Origin of the sequence: Acinetobacter sp. YH12200, assembly GCF_013418175.1 — a bacterium.
Classification (GTDB): Bacteria; Pseudomonadota; Gammaproteobacteria; order Pseudomonadales; family Moraxellaceae; genus Acinetobacter; species Acinetobacter pseudolwoffii.
In genome coordinates this window covers 23652-39565 of record NZ_VPCO01000003.1, presented here as the reverse complement: position 1 = coordinate 39565, position 15914 = coordinate 23652, and the positions used below count along the sequence as shown (strand labels likewise).

Annotated in this window: 14 protein-coding genes and 1 tRNA gene; 9 read left to right on the top strand and 6 right to left on the bottom strand. The window is 43.2% G+C overall.

The features are described from left to right. Window positions 1–80 precede the first annotated feature (80 nt). From FTU90_RS03055 to FTU90_RS03030, 6 genes are all read left to right on the top strand, one after another. Window positions 81–1127, top strand: coding sequence for a rod shape-determining protein (locus FTU90_RS03055; protein ID WP_004279360.1), 1047 nt, complete (start codon window positions 81–83; stop codon window positions 1125–1127). A gap of 16 nt (window positions 1128–1143) precedes the next feature. Continuing rightward, window positions 1144–2001: a rod shape-determining protein MreC gene (mreC, locus tag FTU90_RS03050; RefSeq protein WP_005096172.1), complete on the top strand. Its 858-nt coding sequence runs from the start codon at window positions 1144–1146 to the stop codon at window positions 1999–2001. Continuing rightward, window positions 1988–2479 carry a rod shape-determining protein MreD gene (mreD, locus tag FTU90_RS03045; RefSeq protein ID WP_005096176.1) on the top strand — a complete coding sequence of 164 codons (492 nt, stop codon included), beginning with the start codon at window positions 1988–1990 and terminating at the stop codon, window positions 2477–2479. Before mreC ends, mreD begins: the two co-directional genes overlap by 14 nt. Beyond that, complete coding sequence (locus FTU90_RS03040; protein WP_005096178.1) at window positions 2467–3033, top strand: Maf-like protein; 567 nt, start codon at window positions 2467–2469, stop codon at window positions 3031–3033. Before mreD ends, FTU90_RS03040 begins: the two co-directional genes overlap by 13 nt. Before the next feature lie 41 nt (window positions 3034–3074). Further along, a complete protein-coding gene (rng, locus tag FTU90_RS03035; RefSeq protein WP_005096179.1) occupies window positions 3075–4529 on the top strand; it encodes a ribonuclease G in 1455 nt (484 codons plus the stop codon). A 132-nt stretch (window positions 4530–4661) separates the two neighbouring features. Beyond that, the gene (locus FTU90_RS03030) at window positions 4662–4835 is read left to right on the top strand and encodes a PA1571 family protein (protein ID WP_005096185.1); all 174 of its coding nucleotides are present in this window, start codon (window positions 4662–4664) and stop codon (window positions 4833–4835) included. 207 nt (window positions 4836–5042) lie between these two features. Here the strand turns inward: FTU90_RS03030 and FTU90_RS03025 are convergent, their stop codons facing one another. Both FTU90_RS03025 and FTU90_RS03020 read right to left on the bottom strand, forming a co-directional pair. Then, window positions 5043–6425, bottom strand: coding sequence for a wax ester/triacylglycerol synthase family O-acyltransferase (locus FTU90_RS03025; RefSeq protein ID WP_005096186.1), 1383 nt, complete (start codon window positions 6423–6425; stop codon window positions 5043–5045). A 172-nt stretch (window positions 6426–6597) separates the two neighbouring features. Further along, on the bottom strand, window positions 6598–7332 hold the full coding sequence (locus FTU90_RS03020; RefSeq protein WP_159138440.1) for a phosphoadenylyl-sulfate reductase: 735 nt from the start codon (window positions 7330–7332) through the stop codon (window positions 6598–6600). Window positions 7333–7536: 204 nt separating this feature from the next. Between FTU90_RS03020 and thrH the strand changes: the two genes are divergently transcribed. After that, on the top strand, window positions 7537–8154 hold the full coding sequence (gene thrH, locus FTU90_RS03015) for a bifunctional phosphoserine phosphatase/homoserine phosphotransferase ThrH (protein ID WP_159138439.1): 618 nt from the start codon (window positions 7537–7539) through the stop codon (window positions 8152–8154). Window positions 8155–8220: 66 nt separating this feature from the next. Here the strand turns inward: thrH and FTU90_RS03010 are convergent, their stop codons facing one another. The 4 genes from FTU90_RS03010 to FTU90_RS02995 form a co-directional block, all read right to left on the bottom strand. Continuing rightward, the gene (locus FTU90_RS03010; protein WP_159138438.1) at window positions 8221–9393 is read right to left on the bottom strand and encodes an outer membrane protein transport protein; all 1173 of its coding nucleotides are present in this window, start codon (window positions 9391–9393) and stop codon (window positions 8221–8223) included. A gap of 315 nt (window positions 9394–9708) precedes the next feature. Continuing rightward, a complete protein-coding gene (locus FTU90_RS03005) occupies window positions 9709–11037 on the bottom strand; it encodes an OmpP1/FadL family transporter (protein ID WP_159138437.1) in 1329 nt (442 codons plus the stop codon). Window positions 11038–11375: 338 nt separating this feature from the next. After that, window positions 11376–11451 (bottom strand) — tRNA-Arg (locus FTU90_RS03000). Between the two features lie 88 nt (window positions 11452–11539). Then, complete coding sequence (locus FTU90_RS02995; protein WP_159138436.1) at window positions 11540–12895, bottom strand: amino acid permease; 1356 nt, start codon at window positions 12893–12895, stop codon at window positions 11540–11542. 333 nt (window positions 12896–13228) lie between these two features. Here FTU90_RS02995 and prpF point away from each other — a divergent pair, with 333 nt between their 5' ends. Both prpF and FTU90_RS02985 read left to right on the top strand, forming a co-directional pair. Continuing rightward, window positions 13229–14419 carry a 2-methylaconitate cis-trans isomerase PrpF gene (gene prpF / locus FTU90_RS02990; protein ID WP_159138435.1) on the top strand — a complete coding sequence of 397 codons (1191 nt, stop codon included), beginning with the start codon at window positions 13229–13231 and terminating at the stop codon, window positions 14417–14419. Between the two features lie 524 nt (window positions 14420–14943). Continuing rightward, complete coding sequence (locus FTU90_RS02985) at window positions 14944–15852, top strand: polyprenyl synthetase family protein (protein WP_005096193.1); 909 nt, start codon at window positions 14944–14946, stop codon at window positions 15850–15852. The last annotated feature ends 62 nt before the right edge of the window (window positions 15853–15914 follow it).

The window sequence follows — 15914 nt, the reverse complement described above, 5'->3', positions numbered from 1 at the left end:
GCGATTGACTTGTCCAAATCATCACATTTAGTTAAAGTTGCCACCTTGCGTCCATATAAAGTTTAATTGAGAACGTCCCCGTGATTCTAAAACGACTAATAGGCTTGTTTTCGCCAGATCTTGCCATTGATTTAGGTACTGCAAATACACTTATTTATGCGCCAGGACGAGGCATTATATTAAATGAACCCACGGTTGTAGCTATCCGTCATAGTGGTTCACATAAAATTGTTGCCGCTGTAGGTCTTGAAGCGAAACAAATGCTAGGTCGTACCCCAGCCAATATCTCAGCAATCCGCCCCATGAAAGATGGGGTGATTGCGGATTTTGAAGTCACTGAAACCATGCTGAATCAGTTCATTCGCAAAGTACATGAAAACCGTCTGTTTACTCCGGCACCGCGTGTGGTGGTGTGTGTACCATGTAAATCGACGCTGGTTGAACGTCGTGCTATTCGTGAAGCGGTATTTAATGCTGGTGCACGTGATGTCCGTTTAATCGAAGAACCGATGGCAGCGGCCATTGGTGCAGGTATGCCAGTTGAGCAGGCCTGTGGTTCAATGGTGGTCGATGTCGGTGGTGGTACCACTGAAATTGCGATCATTTCCCTGCAGGGTTGTGTCTATGCAGATTCTTTACGGATTGGCGGTGATGTCTTTGATGAGCAGATCATTAACTATGTGCGTAAGGCGCATGGCTGTGTGATTGGTGAAACCACGGCAGAAGTGATCAAAAAAGAAGTGGGCATGGCCTTGCCAGATGAAGGTGCTAAACCGCTTGAAATTGAAGTTCGTGGCCGTAATCTTGCAGAAGGTGTACCACGTGCGATTGTGGTTAACTCAGACGAAGTGACTCAAGCCATTTCAGATCCTTTGCAAAACATTGTGTCTGCGGTGAAATCAGCACTAGAACACACACCTCCTGAGCTTTCTTCGGATATTGCTGAACGCGGTATCGTGTTAACCGGTGGTGGTGCATTGCTGCGTAATCTAGACAAGCTGCTGGCCAAAGAAACCGGCCTGCCGGTTGTGGTGGCAGAAGATCCACTCTCATGTGTAACCCGTGGTGGTGGCAAGGTACTCGAATTTTTCGACAATCCAAATCATGACATGTTATTCGTAGGCTAAGAAAAGGATTCGGCGGGTGCAAGCACATCTGTTTTCTCGACAACCGCCATCTTTTCGCTCTTTTATCATTGCATTGGTAACATGCTTGGTGGTGCTTTTCTTTGATTGGCGCATGCCACATGTTGTACAACCTGCAAGGGATGTCCTGTACGCGGCCTATAATCCTATTTATGCTGTGGCCAGTTATCCGGTATTGTCGCGAGAGTGGTTGAATCAACAAACCAAGTCTGAAGTTCAGTTGCGTCGGGAAAATACCGCGATGCAGGCTGAGTTGTTGCAGGCGCAAGTTCGCTTACAAAAAATCTCTGAACTTTCTGCTGAAAATACCCGTTTGCGCGGTCTGCTCGATACACCACTGATCATTGACGGGCGTATTGAAATTGCGGAAGTGATTGGCACCGATGCCGATCCTTTAAGACATATCATTGTGATCAACCGGGGTTCAAATAACGAGCTGAAAGTCGGGCAAACGGTACTGGATGACAAGGGGATTATGGGACAGATTATTAATGTCTATCCGCATAGTAGCCGGGTCATGCTGTTGTCTGATAAAGAACATTCATTGTCAGTGCGTCTGGAACATACCGGAATGCGTGCCATTGTCTCGGGGACGGGTGATCTGGGACGTTTGAAAATGGAATATGTACCGACCAGTGCCAATATCAAGGTCGGGGAAAAAGTCTATAGTTCCGGCTTGGGCCAACATTTTCCGGCAGGTTATCTGGTGGGGCAGGTGTCCAAAGTACAACGACATAATTCAGGTGAATTTGCCCAGATTGATGTAACGCCAGCCGCGCAGCTGGCCGGTGGTCATCATGTGGTGGTGTTATTTTCCGATTCATTGGCGATGGAGCAACCGCATGTCAATCGCTAAGATGAAATCCAGAAAGCATCGTGATCCCTTATTTGCCATCGTCATTTCGGTGATCGTGGCTTCGATTTTGATGGTCTATCCACTTTCTTATACCCTCTCGGGCTGGCGTCCGCTGTTCATGCTGATGGTGATGCTATTCTGGGTGTTGTGTCAGCCGACCTGGTGTGGGATCTGGTTTGCCTTTGGTACCGGTATTTTTATTGATTTGCTGCTGGACGCACCTTTAGGTCTGAATGCCCTCAGCTTTATTATTATTGCCTTTTTAGCCCGATTCCTGACTCGTGAACGCCGTATCCTGACCTTTAATAATCTCTGGGTGATTACGGGGCTGGCAATTGTTGCGCATTTGCTGATGATCTTTTTTGCCCAGATTGTGGCAGGCGTGCAATTTTCTTTTGCCCGGCACTGGATTCCAATGCTGACCAGTATTCTGGTTTGGCCTGTCCTCTATTATATGTTGAAAAAATGGCGCATATAATTCTCGCTTCCAGCTCACCTCGGCGTTGTGAGTTATTACAGCAGCTCGGACTGAGCTTTGATATCTACAGTCCGGATATCGATGAATCTGTGCGTGAAGGTGAATCCGTCGCGGCTTATGTTGAACGTCTGGCACGAGCCAAGGCTGATGCAGTGGCCGAGCGTTATCCAGATGCAATCATCATTGCTGCGGATACCAGTCTGGGGGTCGATAGTGAGATTTTGGGTAAACCAGAATCCAAGCAACATGCCATTGAAATGTGGACAAAAATCTCCGGTCGGTGGCATGATGTCTATAGCGGTGTCTGTGTTCGTACAAAAGATGAAAAATACAGTATAGTGGTACGTACGCAGGTCGAATTTCAAATCCTGAGTGCCGCAGACATGGAAAGTTACTGGGCCACAGGTGAGCCGCTGGGGAAAGCCGGGGCTTATGCGATTCAAGGAATTGCAGCACGTTATATTCCAAAAATACAAGGCAGCTATTCCAATGTGGTCGGCTTGCCGCTCTATGAAACCGTACAGTTATTACAGACAGTTAAGGCACTAAATTAACTGCTGATAAAAAGAATTTTTATAATGTTTTGAGTGTAATTATGTCTGACGAGTTATTGATTAACGTCACGCCGATGGAATGTCGGGTCGCGTTGATTGAAAACGGCACGGTCAATGAACTGTTTGTCGAGCGTACAGCCAAGCGTGGCTTGGTCGGTAATGTCTATAAAGGCAAAGTGGTACGGGTCTTGCCGGGTATGCAGGCTGCGTTTGTGGATATTGGTCTGTCCAGAACGGCATTTTTGCATATCAATGATATGGTCTGGCCGCGCCAGCAGCCCACCCCAAATGTCTTTGAACTGCTTCAGCCCGGTCAAATCCTCACGGTTCAGGTGATGAAAGATATGCTGGGCACCAAAGGTGCTCGTCTTTCCACGGATCTGTCTATTCCTTCGCGTTATCTGGTGCTGATGCCTTATGGCAATCATATTGGGGTGTCGCAGCGAATTGAATCTGAGGAAGAGCGCAATCGTTTACGTTCGATTATTGAGCGGATTCAGGCCGAGCATAAGCTGCCAGGCTCAGTGATTGTACGTACCGCTGCTGAAGGTATTGAAGAAGCAGCCATTGCCCAAGATATGGCTTATCTGGCCAAGCTTTGGGAATATATCCAGCGTAAGCAGAAGATTATTGCAGTTCCCTCCCTGATTTTTGAAGAATTGCCTTTACCACAACGGATCATTCGTGATCTGGCCAATGAAGAAACTGCAAAAATCTACGTCGATTCACGTGAAATTCACGCCAAGCTGCAAGAGTTTGTCGAAGAATTTGTGCCGAATATGCGAGACCGCTTACTGCACTACCCGGGCGAGCGTCCAATTTTTGACTTATATAATGTTGAAGAAGATCTGCAAAAGGCGTTGCAAACTCGTGTCGCATTGAAATCGGGCGGTTATCTGATGATTGATCAGACCGAAGCCATGGCCACCATTGACGTCAATACCGGTTCTTATGTTGGTGGTCGCTCACTGGAAGACACTGTTTTTAAAACCAATATGGAAGCGACTCAGGTCATTGCACGTCAGTTGCGTCTGCGTAATCTGGGTGGAATTATCATCATTGATTTCATTGATATGCAGGAAGCGCAGCATCGTGAAGAAGTGATGAAACAGTTTGAGCGCATGTTGGAACGTGACCATGCTAAAACCAAGATTACTCAGGTATCTGAACTGGGTCTGGTGGAAATGACCCGGAAACGCACCCGTGAGTCACTGGAACATTTACTCTGTGAATCCTGTCCGACTTGTCAGGGACGTGGTTATGTCAAAACAGCCGAGTCAGTATGTTACGAAATATTCAGAGAAATTCTGCGTTATGCACGTGCTTATGAGTCGCAGAGTGGCTTTACTGTTGTCGCGCATCCCGCTGTAATTGATCGTTTACTAACAGTAGAGGCCCCAGCAGTCGCTGATCTAGAGCATTTCATTAATCGCGTGATTAAGTTCCAAGTAGAAAATCTGTATACGCAAGAGCAATACGATATCATTCTCAGCTGAAATTGTAACAGAATATCGTTAAACACTTGTTACATCTGAAATTTTACATTGGTGCTGTTATTTACAATACTAGATGCATGAATTAGCCAAAGCCGTTTCTCCCAGTTTCAGGCTTAGCAAAAGGAGTGTGTTATGAATATGAGTAAAGCAGTAATTAATAAAGGCCTAAAACACGTATTAGAACCAAAGACTGTACATGCAGGATATATTGTTGATGAGCGCGGTAATGAAGTCCAGATTACCGCCAGCATGATTCGCAATGCCTGCCATCAATTATTACAACAGTGTCGTACGATCAAAAGCTGATGCTACCGATACAGAATCTTGTGCAGATTGAAATAAATTCTAGGCAATCAAAAATGGATGCATCATCCCAAAAATATAAAATAAATTTAAAACGATGTTAAAAAATAAAACCAAGGGGCTCTATGAGCCCCTTAATTATGTGCGCTAGGACTGGCAAAAATGATCAACACTTTTTTCAGTTTATATATTCTATTTATTGATCTGCGGCTAGCTCACCGCCTGTAACTTTGGGACAGGTTCACCATCTACAATTCGTTCAAAACGCTGGATTTCTTCTTCAAGATGCGTCAGCAGATTCTGCATTTTCGGCAGGGCATTACGGCATGCGGTTAAGCCGACTTCCAGTTTGTCCAGATAGCTGGTCATGGTAATGTTTAAAGCCTGCCCATCTAGTACAATTGAGGCTGGATAAAGCGCTTCGAGACGTGCACCATTCCAATATAGCGGTTCCTGAGGGCCGGGTACATTGGAAATAATCACATTAAATGCCTGGCGCGTCGGCATTAAACCCGATGCAATGTTCAGACCGGCTGCACCATAGACAAAGGCACTATAATTTAAAATCTGATTGGCATTCATGCGTTTAAAACGTTCCTTGGCACTCAGTACACTGCCACGTACAATTTTGAGACGTTCCAGAGGATCTTCTTTATGGGTGCCCAGATTGGCCAGAATCATGGTAATGCGATTGGAAACATCCGAATCATCACTTCGAACCGAGGCCGGAACCATAGCAATTAATGGTTTTTTCGGTAAAGCGTTTTGTGATAGTAAATATTCACGTAGTGCACCTGAACAGATGGCCAGTACCATGTCATTAATCGTGACGCCCAATGCTTTAGAAATATGCCGTAAACGTGAAAATTCAAAGGATTGTGCCGCAAAACGACGCGAAGCACTGACACGTTGGTTCAGAATACAACTTGGTGCCTGAAAACTGGACACATAATCCGGATTGCGCCCCATATCCTTCATGACGGTCTGAGACAGCTCATAAGCGACGCGTGGTGCGCATTCTAGTTGGCCTTTAATGGTTTGCAGGACATTTTTAAAAGCATTGACTTTAGGTGCTTTAAGGCGTTTGGCGCGTGGCCCTTCCACACACCAAGGCGGTACAATACTCTTGGCATTCGGATCATGCGACAGCGATTTTTCGACCAGACGCATGCCGGCGATTCCGTCCACCATCGCATGATGGATCTTGAAATACATGGCAAAACGATTACCTTCAATCCCTTCAATAATATGACAGGTCCATAAAGGCTTGGCACGATCAATCAGCGCACTATGTTCTTGTGAAATATAAGTGAGCAATTCACGGATACGACCCGGTTTCGGCAGGGCAATATGACGAAAATGGTGATCTAAATCAAATTCTTGGTCTTCATCCCAAAACAGGCCGTTTAAATAATTATTAAAAGGTGGAATCGGCGATGATTTGGAGTTTTGAATATCAGTGACGAGATCCTGAATAAAGGAAGCTGGTGCATTTTCGGGAATTTGGAATAAAAATAGCCCACCTACATGCATAGGCTGCTGCCGTTTCTCTAAAGTTAAGAAAATAAAATCAATTGGATGTAATGGACGCATAGCGTAGATTGCCTCACTGCACTTTCTTCAGCTGCTCTGATCCGAACAACCTTGTTAGAATTATTAATATTGACATTACAAAGTATAGCGATTTTGCCACGGAAAGGTACTGATTTTTCTGTAGATGATTGGTTTATGAAAAAACCACCGACGAGTCGATGGTTATGCTAGATCATTTTTGCAAGTTGCCGGCATGCAGACCACATTCTTTATGCGTGGCTTCTTCCCACCACCAGCGGCCTTCACGTTCATGCTGATTCGGCAGGACAGGGCGGGTACAGGGTTCACAGCCGATTGAAACAAAACCTTTTTCATGCAGCGCATTATAAGGCACTTCCATCATGCGGATATAACTCCAGACATCTGCACTGGACCAGTTGGCCAGAGGATTGTATTTGATCAGCTGCTTACCCGGACCGGAAAAACCTGGATCTGCCTGAACCACAGGAATTTCATTGCGTGTACCCGGACTTTGGTCTTTGCGCTGACCAGTAATCCAGCCATCCAGCGTCGCCAGTTTTTTACGTAGCGGTTGAACCTTGCGTATACCGCAACATTCCTGATGGCCATCTTCAAAGAAACTGAATAAACCTTTGGTGGTCACTAAATTTTGTACTGCATCCGTTTCAGGGAAGCAGATTTCAATCTCGATGTTGTAATGCTTACGTACCCGTTCAATAAACTGATACGTCTCTGCATGTAGACGGCCAGTATCCAGACTGAATACCCGGAACGGTTTACCGAGATGCGATGCCATATCAATCAATACAATATCTTCAGCACCAGAAAATGAAATCGCAATTTCACCTTGCTGGCTCAGTGCAAGTGCCAAAATTTCATTGGGCGATTTATCTGCATATTCAGATGCAAGTGCATCAATACGATCAATAGTAGGAATGATGGTCATGAGAATCCTGGCGATATAGGCTTGGAAAGGACATGGCCTATATTAATTAATTTCACCTCTATTTTAATAGAATTGATTTAATTGACTTATCACTAAAAAATAAATACTTATGAAAAAAATAGATTTAAAAAAGTACAGTACAAAATCTGTTGCTTCAGCTATGATAGTGCAAAATTTTTTCAATACAACTTAGAGGGAATGTTCATGGAAGTCGTATGTCTAGATTTAGAAGGCGTGTTGGTTCCAGAAATCTGGATTAACTTTGCCAAAAAAACCGGTATTAAAGAGCTTGAAGCGACGACTCGTGACATTCCTGACTATGATGTACTGATGACCCAACGTCTGAATATTTTAAAACAGCACGGTTTGGGCTTGAACGATATTCAGGAAGTGATTGCAGAAATGGGGCCTTTCCCAGGAGCAAAAGAATTTGTAAAATGGGTCAGTACGCATTTTCAATTGATTATTCTTTCAGATACTTTCTATGAATTTGCACATCCACTCATGAAGCAACTGGATTGGCCGACTATTTTTTGCCATAAATTAGAAACGGATGAAGCAGGCATGATCTCTGCTTATAAATTGCGTCAGCCAGATCAAAAACGTCAAGCAGTGAAAGCGTTACATGGTTTGAACTTCCGTGTCATTGCAGCAGGGGATTCTTATAACGATACAACCATGCTGGGCGAAGCAGATGCTGGTTTCCTGTTTGATGCACCTGAAAATGTCATTGCGGAATTTCCGCAATTCCCGCCAATTCGTGGCTATGAAGCATTAAAAGAAGCGATTCGTAATGCTTCAGTGCGTGACATTCCGGCTTAATCTTTTAAGTACATTGGAATAAAAGAAAGGGCGCTTATAGCGCCCTTTCTTTATGAGATCGATTTATTAGAAGCGATAACCGATTTTCATGCCATAACCGAGTGCATAATTATCTTCAAAATCACCCACGATATCTGTACCACGTTTTGCTTTAGCATCACCTAGCCAGAAGTATTTAACACCGGCTTGAATAAAATAGTTTTCAGCAGGGCTGTATTGACCACCTAAGCCCACGCTCCAGTAACCTTCAGTTGGACCAAGAGTCGTGACAGGATTACCTGCACCAGAATCGTATCCGACAGCTGCTGTACCTGACCATTTATTATTAAATTTATGACCTAGACCCACAGTTGCTGAATATTGATCATCAGAATAGTCAATTAAGTTTTGATTAATTATAGGATGCGACAGTAATTGTGGGCTAACTGCGAAATTATCCCAATGCACCCAACGTAAGTTGGCGAATGCTAAAGTATTTTGTGCAATACCTGTTTGAAGATCAATATTTACTGATTGTGGAGTTATTGCTTCAACATCACTATTGATATTTCTGAGATCAACAGTTACCGGGAGTAAGGTACCTGCTGGAGCATATAATGTTGAAGTTTCTTTACTTTTAGCATCATGTTTAATTTCGGAGCGATATGTAACAGAAGCTTTTAAAGCAATTTCAGGAATTTGATAAGCAAAACCTGCCAGCCAACCCCAAGCTTCTTCCTGTTCAATTTTAATGTTATACCCACTTAATGCTTTATAAGCTGCACCACGTAATGAAATATCGGCTTCAACAGTTTGCCATACTGGACCTGCATAAAAATTCCAGTTTTCTGTAGGTTGATAGCCAATTAATGCAGTTAAATTATGAGTATCTACTTCAACTGAAGTACCTTCTACTCCATCACCAAATGAACCTGCAATTGAAGAATACTTTGCATCTGCGCCAAAAGGTTGATCATAAATTAAACCAAGTGAAATTTTATCAGTCGCTTGTACTTTAATTGCTGCAGAAGGGAAATAATAGTCTTCACCCATATCACTGATTTTCTCGCCCTCTAAACTAGTGACTGTAGAAGAACCTTTTACCGTTGGATCTAAGACAGAAATACCTGCTTCTGCATAATTCCCCGGTTGTAAAAAGGCAGAAATAGACTGACCAGAACGATCTAGGCCTGCTGCCTGAACAGCAGAAAGAGGTAAAGTGCTAAGTAAAATAGCTAAATAAACTTTATTAAGCTTCATGGTACGTTCCCTGATGCCATCTGTAACAAAAATGTGCTGGAAAAGTAACATAAATTTAAAAAGAGTAAATGCTCAGCTTTGCCGAAGAAATGAACTAAAGCGGTTAAGGAAAGGGGTTGCTTAGAGTATTTATACTATATTTTTTAATTTAAGTTTATGAAAAATATGAAATTTAAATTGTTTAAAATAGTGCAAAAGAACTAAAAAATTATTAATTTTAATTGATGGTAAAATAATCGAATAATATGCAAGTGTATAAAAATAGAATGAGACAATAAAAAACCACCCGAAGGTGGTTTTTTATTTTAGGAGAACTTAGAAGCGGTAACCCATTTTTAAGCCATAACCTAAAGCGTGGTTATCTTCAAAGTTACCTACATTTGGATTAGCAACTGTTAAAGCTTGAGCATCACCTAGCCAGAAGTACTTCACACCGCCAGCAATAAAGTAGTTAGGCGCTGGGCTAAATTGTAAACCAAGGCCTACATTCCAGTAACCTTCTGTTGGGCCAAGTGTAGTTACAGGATTACCAGCACCTGAGTCCCAACCTACAGAAACATTACCTGCCCATTTATCGTTAAATTTACGACCTACGCCTACAGTAGCTGACCATTGCTCTTCATTATATTCAACAAGATTTCCACCTTCCAAGGCAGATTGACCCGGTAAGGTAGATAATGCATCTAACACTTGACCAAATTCATTTGGTCTAATAGCAAAACCTTTCCAATCTACCCAACGAACATTCGCAAATGCCACAGTGTCTGCCATGATGCCAGTTTGGAAATCAAGATTTACAGATTGAGGCGTGGTTACAGATGTTTTGCCTGGTGTAAATTCACTGATAGCATCACGAGCTTGTCCTGCTATACCCGCTGCCATTTGCTCTCTAGTTGGTGATGGAACTGTCGCTGGAATTTGAGCCAATGCGCCTTGATAAGTTAAGCCGAAAACTGCATTTCTAGTTGCATTAAAAGGATCAGCACCAGCTAGTGTTTCTCTAGTTGCCAATTCATGCTCAATATCTGAACGATAAGTTAAAGATGCTTTTAAGGCAATTTCAGGGATTTGAAAAGCGAGGCCTGCTAACCAACCTGTAGCACCATCTTTTTTCATATCTGCGTCATACGCAAGTGTTGTACCTAAAGCATTATAGGCTGTACCACGTAGTGTTACTTTTCCTTTCGCTGTTTGATAAACAGGGCCAGCATAGATGTTCCAGTTTTCCGTTGGTTGAAAACCAAAAATGGCAGTTAAGTTTTCAGTTGTTACTTCTGCTGCTGTACCTTCTCCGCCAAATGAAAATGCGCTACCAACAGAATTTGGTGCTGAATATTCTGCTTCAGCCCCAAATGGTTGGTCATAAAGAAGACCAAAAGAAAAATTATCAGTAACTTGGAACTTTAAAGCTGCTGATGGGAAGTAGTAGTCGCTTGCCATATCACCGGTTGGTTGGCCCCCTAAAGCAGTTGAACTAGTACCAGATACCGAAGGGTCTAATACAGAAATGCCTGCCTCAAAGTAATTACCTGGTTGTAAAAACGCTGCGATAGATTGTCCCGAACGATCCATAGCTGCAGCAAATGCGCCTGTCATTGGTAACGTTGCTAAAATCATTGCAGTAGTTAATGTTTTTAATTTCATTTACGTCTTTCCTTGAGGTACAAATTTATATCTAGCGTTGTTGTTTGCACTTATTTGATTTTTTGGAGATAACGGTTAATAAACCGTAATCATTTGTTACTCCATGTGCCAAAAATACCACAATTAAAATAAGAGTAAATGCTCTAGAAAAAACTAATTAGTCTAAAAAAGCACCAAAATAGAGTTTTTACACCAAAAAATAGCCTCATTTTGAAATAAGTATTTGAAAGTAAAAGAAATAAAATAATGAAGAAAAAATGACTTTTTGTATAAAAAATATTCTAAAAATATGAAGATTAACGCTAATTTTTTGAAGTATAGATCACATTTTGAAAGGATGGTGCGCCCTGCGGGACTCGAACCCACGCCGGTCACTTAGGAGGCAACTGCTCTATCCAGTTAAGCTAAGGGCGCAAAGAACGGTTAATGTACTGCAAAATAAAGCAAAAAAAAAGTTATTGCTGGAGCAATAACTTTTTCAAATCTCATTTAAATAACGTGATTAGCTATTTTTCGGTTTAAGCAACTTAAACAGGCCTAACATGATCACAATCCAGACAGGAATCATATAGACCGATTCCTGGAATCCTTGTGTCCACATAATGTAAAGAATAGTTGCAATAAAGCCCAGTACCAAGATGTTGCTTGCAGGTGACCACAGCGCAGGGAACGATGTTTTCTGTCCGAGCTTTTTCATACTCTGAATAAATTTCAGATGGGTCAGCGTAATCATGGCCCAGTTCAATACCAATGCACCGACTACGATGTAAATCAGATGACTTAAGGCATCTTCAGGCACGAAGTAGTTGAGTAGTACACAACCGAAAATCAGCGCGGCAGAGAACAATACAGCAGGAATTGGCGTACCTTGCTTATTCACTTTCATGAAGACTTTCGGGGCATTTCCTTGCTGTGCTAAACCATACAGCATCCGGCTATTGGCATACATACCGCTGTTATAAACTGACAGTGCTGCTGTCAGAATAATAAAGTTCAGTAAGTGTGCAGCCCAGCCAATACCCAATTGACTGAAAATCATCACAAACGGACTTTTATCCAGGCCACCCAGTTCCAGCTGATTCCAAGGCACCAGCGACAACAGAATCGTTAATGCACCGACATAGAAAATCAGAATACGGAAAACCACCTGATTAATCGCTTTCGGAATGGTTTTCTCTGGATTTTCAGCTTCTGCTGCTGCCATACCAATCAGTTCGATACCACCAAAGGCAAACATCAGGAAGGCCAGCATGAAGAATAAACCTTCAAAGCCATTCGGGAAGAAGCCACCTGCAGTCCATAAGTTGCTAAACGATGCAGCTGATGATGCATCTGCAGTCAGGATCAGGTACAAGCCAAAGACAATCATGGAAACGACCGCAGTCACTTTAATGATTGAAAGCCAAAATTCTGATTCACCGTAGAATTTCACATTGCCGAGGTTGACCAGGGTAATCACGATAAAGAAAAACAGTACCGATGCCCAAGCTGGAATAAAAGGCCACCAATAGTTAATATATTTCGCAACGGCAGTAAGTTCGGTCATGGCCACCAGGATATATAAAATCCAGTAGTTCCAGCCCGCAAGGAAACCGGGGAACTTGCCCCAGTATTTATAAGCAAAATGGCTGAATGAACCTGCGACAGGTTCATGAACAATCATCTCACCCAATTGACGCATGATTAAAAATGCAATCAAGCCACCAATGGCATAGCCCAAAATAATAGAAGGACCCGCAGATTGGATCACCTGTGCGGAACCTAAGAATAAGCCTGTGCCAATTGCACCGCCCATGGCGATCAACTGAATATGACGGTTCTTTAAGCCACGCTGAAGTTGTGAAGACTCGTTATTCAAAGTGTTCAGCCCGACAATGGAAAAAATAAGTATAAAGATTGTAATGGAACAAAGTTCAGAAACCTAGTGCAAGACTTTGAATGAAATATTATTATCAGATTTATAATAAAAAATTATAAAAATAAATTAAATAAAAGATAACTGAATCAATATATTAATTTTATTGACATTGTAACTGATGAGTTTCCTGTTTTTTTGCTCTGATACGAATGCTGATTTTTTATACTTAGGTCGGAGCACTGAACTTCCTTGGCTTTAAAGCGATTATACTCTTCTCATAAGTATTCCATAACTTTTACCAAAACAAAGACAAGCCAAAGGATGAAACAATTCATGAGTTTTGCAGCCCAAATCAAGATTCCTGCAACCTATATGCGTGGAGGCACCAGTAAAGGCGTTTTTTTTAAGCTGGATGATTTGCCCGCAGAAGCACAACAGGCCGGCCGGATTCGTGATCAGCTTCTGCTGCGCGTGATTGGTAGCCCAGATCCTTATGCTAAACAGATCGATGGTATGGGCGGCGCCAGTTCCAGTACCAGCAAGACCGTGATTCTGTCAAAAAGCCAGCAGGCCGATCATGATGTAGATTATTTATTTGGTCAGGTGTCAATTGACCGTCCTTTTGTGGACTGGAGTGGTAATTGCGGTAATCTCACCGCAGCAGTGGGAGCTTTTGCCATTTCTAATGCTCTGATTGATAGATCACGTATTCCGGAAAATGGGCTGTGTACAGTCCGCATCTGGCAGGCCAATATTCAAAAAACCATTATTGCGCATGTACCAATGCGAAATGGTCAAGTTCAGGAGTTGGGCGATTTTGAACTGGATGGCGTGACTTTTCCGGCAGCCGAAGTACAGATCGAGTTTTTAGATCCTGCCGATGATGATGGCGAAGGCGGTTCGATGTTTCCGACAGGCAATCTGGTCGATACGCTGGAAGTTCCCAATATTGGCAGTTTTGAAGTCACCATGATTAATGCCGGCATTCCCACCGTGTTCTTGAATGCGGGAGATTTGGGGTATAACGGCACCGAGCTTCAGGATCATATGAATAATGATGCGGCAGCGCTGGCAAAGTTTGAAACCATTCGTGCTTATGCTGCGAAGCAGATGGGATTGATTCAGGATATTAGCGAAGCAGCTAACCGTCAGCACACCCCAAAAATCGCTTTTGTAGCGCCATCCAAAACTTATACCTCATCAAGTGGCAAGGTTATTGCCGAAGCAGATGCCGATATTCTGGTTCGCGCCTTGTCTATGGGGAAACTGCATCATGCCATGATGGGCACAGCTGCGGTGGCCATTGGTACGGCGGCAGCCATTCCGGGGACTCTGGTGAATCGGGTGGCAGGCGGTGTAGAGTGTGAAGCCGTGCGTTTTGGCCATCCTTCGGGGACTTTAAGAGTCGGTGCACAAGCAAGCCAGGAAAATGGAGAGTGGAAAGTGAAGAAAGCCATCATGAGTCGCAGTGCACGTGTGTTGATGGAAGGTTGGGTACGCGTTCCTGAAGATGTTTTGCTCTAGTTTGATTTGCCGACCCATTATTTAGCCTGAGAAAATTACTGTTGTGACCATTACTGGCCAAAATTTTGACTCAGCTATCGTTGGCATGGTAGGAAGTAATAAAAGCTATCAGAGAATACGTTTAAATATCTAAACTTGTTTATATTTAGAGGTAGATATTGTCCAGCCTCATCTTTCCTTTAAAAGTTTAAATGGATTTGTGCAGGTGAAATCCTACTTTGGAAAGACCCAAGGTAGGCAAAGGTCTCTTATTGCCCATACACAACGTCCTGTGGTGATGGGCAATGTGTGGCATCTCTGCCACAGGCACTTGATAAATCCAAGCACTTCAACTCTGGGACAGTAGCGCTGTCGCGGCAGTGGTTTTTTAGTGGAGGAACATATTTTGATATCTATTGCTGCTTTAAATCAATCCACAGATAAAGCTGAAAATTCAAGGCGATTGTAGGTACAATAGTGCTTATCAGGACAAGTGGCTCAAACTTGTTATTTTCATCCTTCCGGACTATGTATTCGAGGCAAATGTGTCATCTATTACTGACGTATCAATCCATGCATTGACTCAAGCACAACATCGTATTCAACAAGATTTACTGACAGCCCTAGATGCCTTTGCCATTCCTGAACCTTTAAAGTCGGCGGTGCATCATGCCGTGATGCTGGGAGGGAAGCGTGTTCGTCCAGCATTATGCTATGCCACAGCAGCACTAAAACCGAATCAGAATACCGCGGCGGTACGCCGTGCGGCGGTTGCGATTGAATTTATCCATTGTTATTCACTGGCACATGATGATCTGCCGTGTATGGACAATGATTTGCTGCGCCGTGGTCAGCCGACCTGTCATGTGGCTTATGGTGAAGATACCGCGCTTTTGGCAGGTGATATTCTACAGTCGATGGCCTTTGAAATTTTAGGCAGTCGTCTGTTTGATCAAGGTCCTGCGGTAGATGCTTCGATTGTGCTAAAACAAATGCAGATTCTGGCCACAGCCTCTTCGAAAATGGTCAATGGTCAGGTGTTGGATTTGCAGTCCGAAGGCAAAAAAATTGATCAGGACGTATTAGAAACCATTCATCGTAATAAAACCGGTGCCTTGATGAGTGCTGCGATCATGATGGCGGCGGTCACAATCTTTGAAGGTACAGATCTGGCGATTCCAAAGCTGCGTGAGTTTGGACAGGCGATTGGTCTGGCCTTCCAGGTGCAGGACGATATTCTGGATATTATTTCTGATACCGAAGTGTTGGGTAAAACAGCTGGCAAGGATGAGCAGGTAGAAAAATCGACATATCCTGCCTTGATGGGGCTGGAACAGGCCAAAGCCTATGCACAGCAATTGCATGATCAGGCCTTAGCCGCACTTGCTCATTTTGATGATCAGGCGGCAGAGCTGATCTCTATCACCCAGTTTTTACTTCAGCGTAAAAATTAAAATGCTTGAATCTGTTCATTGTTTTTATTTTGAGTGATTGTTCAGGTATTAAAAAAGCGGAC

What these genes read in the sequence shown, in the direction of transcription:
- mreD (WP_005096176.1), top strand. Translation starts at nt 1,988, where the DNA reads ATGTCAATCGCTAAGATGAAATCCAGAAAGCATCGTGATCCCTTATTT.
- FTU90_RS03040 (WP_005096178.1), top strand. Translation starts at nt 2,467, where the DNA reads ATGGCGCATATAATTCTCGCTTCCAGCTCACCTCGGCGTTGTGAGTTA.
- rng (WP_005096179.1), top strand. Translation starts at nt 3,075, where the DNA reads ATGTCTGACGAGTTATTGATTAACGTCACGCCGATGGAATGTCGGGTC.
- FTU90_RS03030 (WP_005096185.1), top strand. Translation starts at nt 4,662, where the DNA reads ATGAATATGAGTAAAGCAGTAATTAATAAAGGCCTAAAACACGTATTA.
- FTU90_RS03025 (WP_005096186.1), bottom strand. Translation starts at nt 6,425, where the DNA reads ATGCGTCCATTACATCCAATTGATTTTATTTTCTTAACTTTAGAGAAA.
- FTU90_RS03020 (WP_159138440.1), bottom strand. Translation starts at nt 7,332, where the DNA reads ATGACCATCATTCCTACTATTGATCGTATTGATGCACTTGCATCTGAA.
- thrH (WP_159138439.1), top strand. Translation starts at nt 7,537, where the DNA reads ATGGAAGTCGTATGTCTAGATTTAGAAGGCGTGTTGGTTCCAGAAATC.
- FTU90_RS03010 (WP_159138438.1), bottom strand. Translation starts at nt 9,393, where the DNA reads ATGAAGCTTAATAAAGTTTATTTAGCTATTTTACTTAGCACTTTACCT.
- FTU90_RS03005 (WP_159138437.1), bottom strand. Translation starts at nt 11,037, where the DNA reads ATGAAATTAAAAACATTAACTACTGCAATGATTTTAGCAACGTTACCA.
- prpF (WP_159138435.1), top strand. Translation starts at nt 13,229, where the DNA reads ATGAGTTTTGCAGCCCAAATCAAGATTCCTGCAACCTATATGCGTGGA.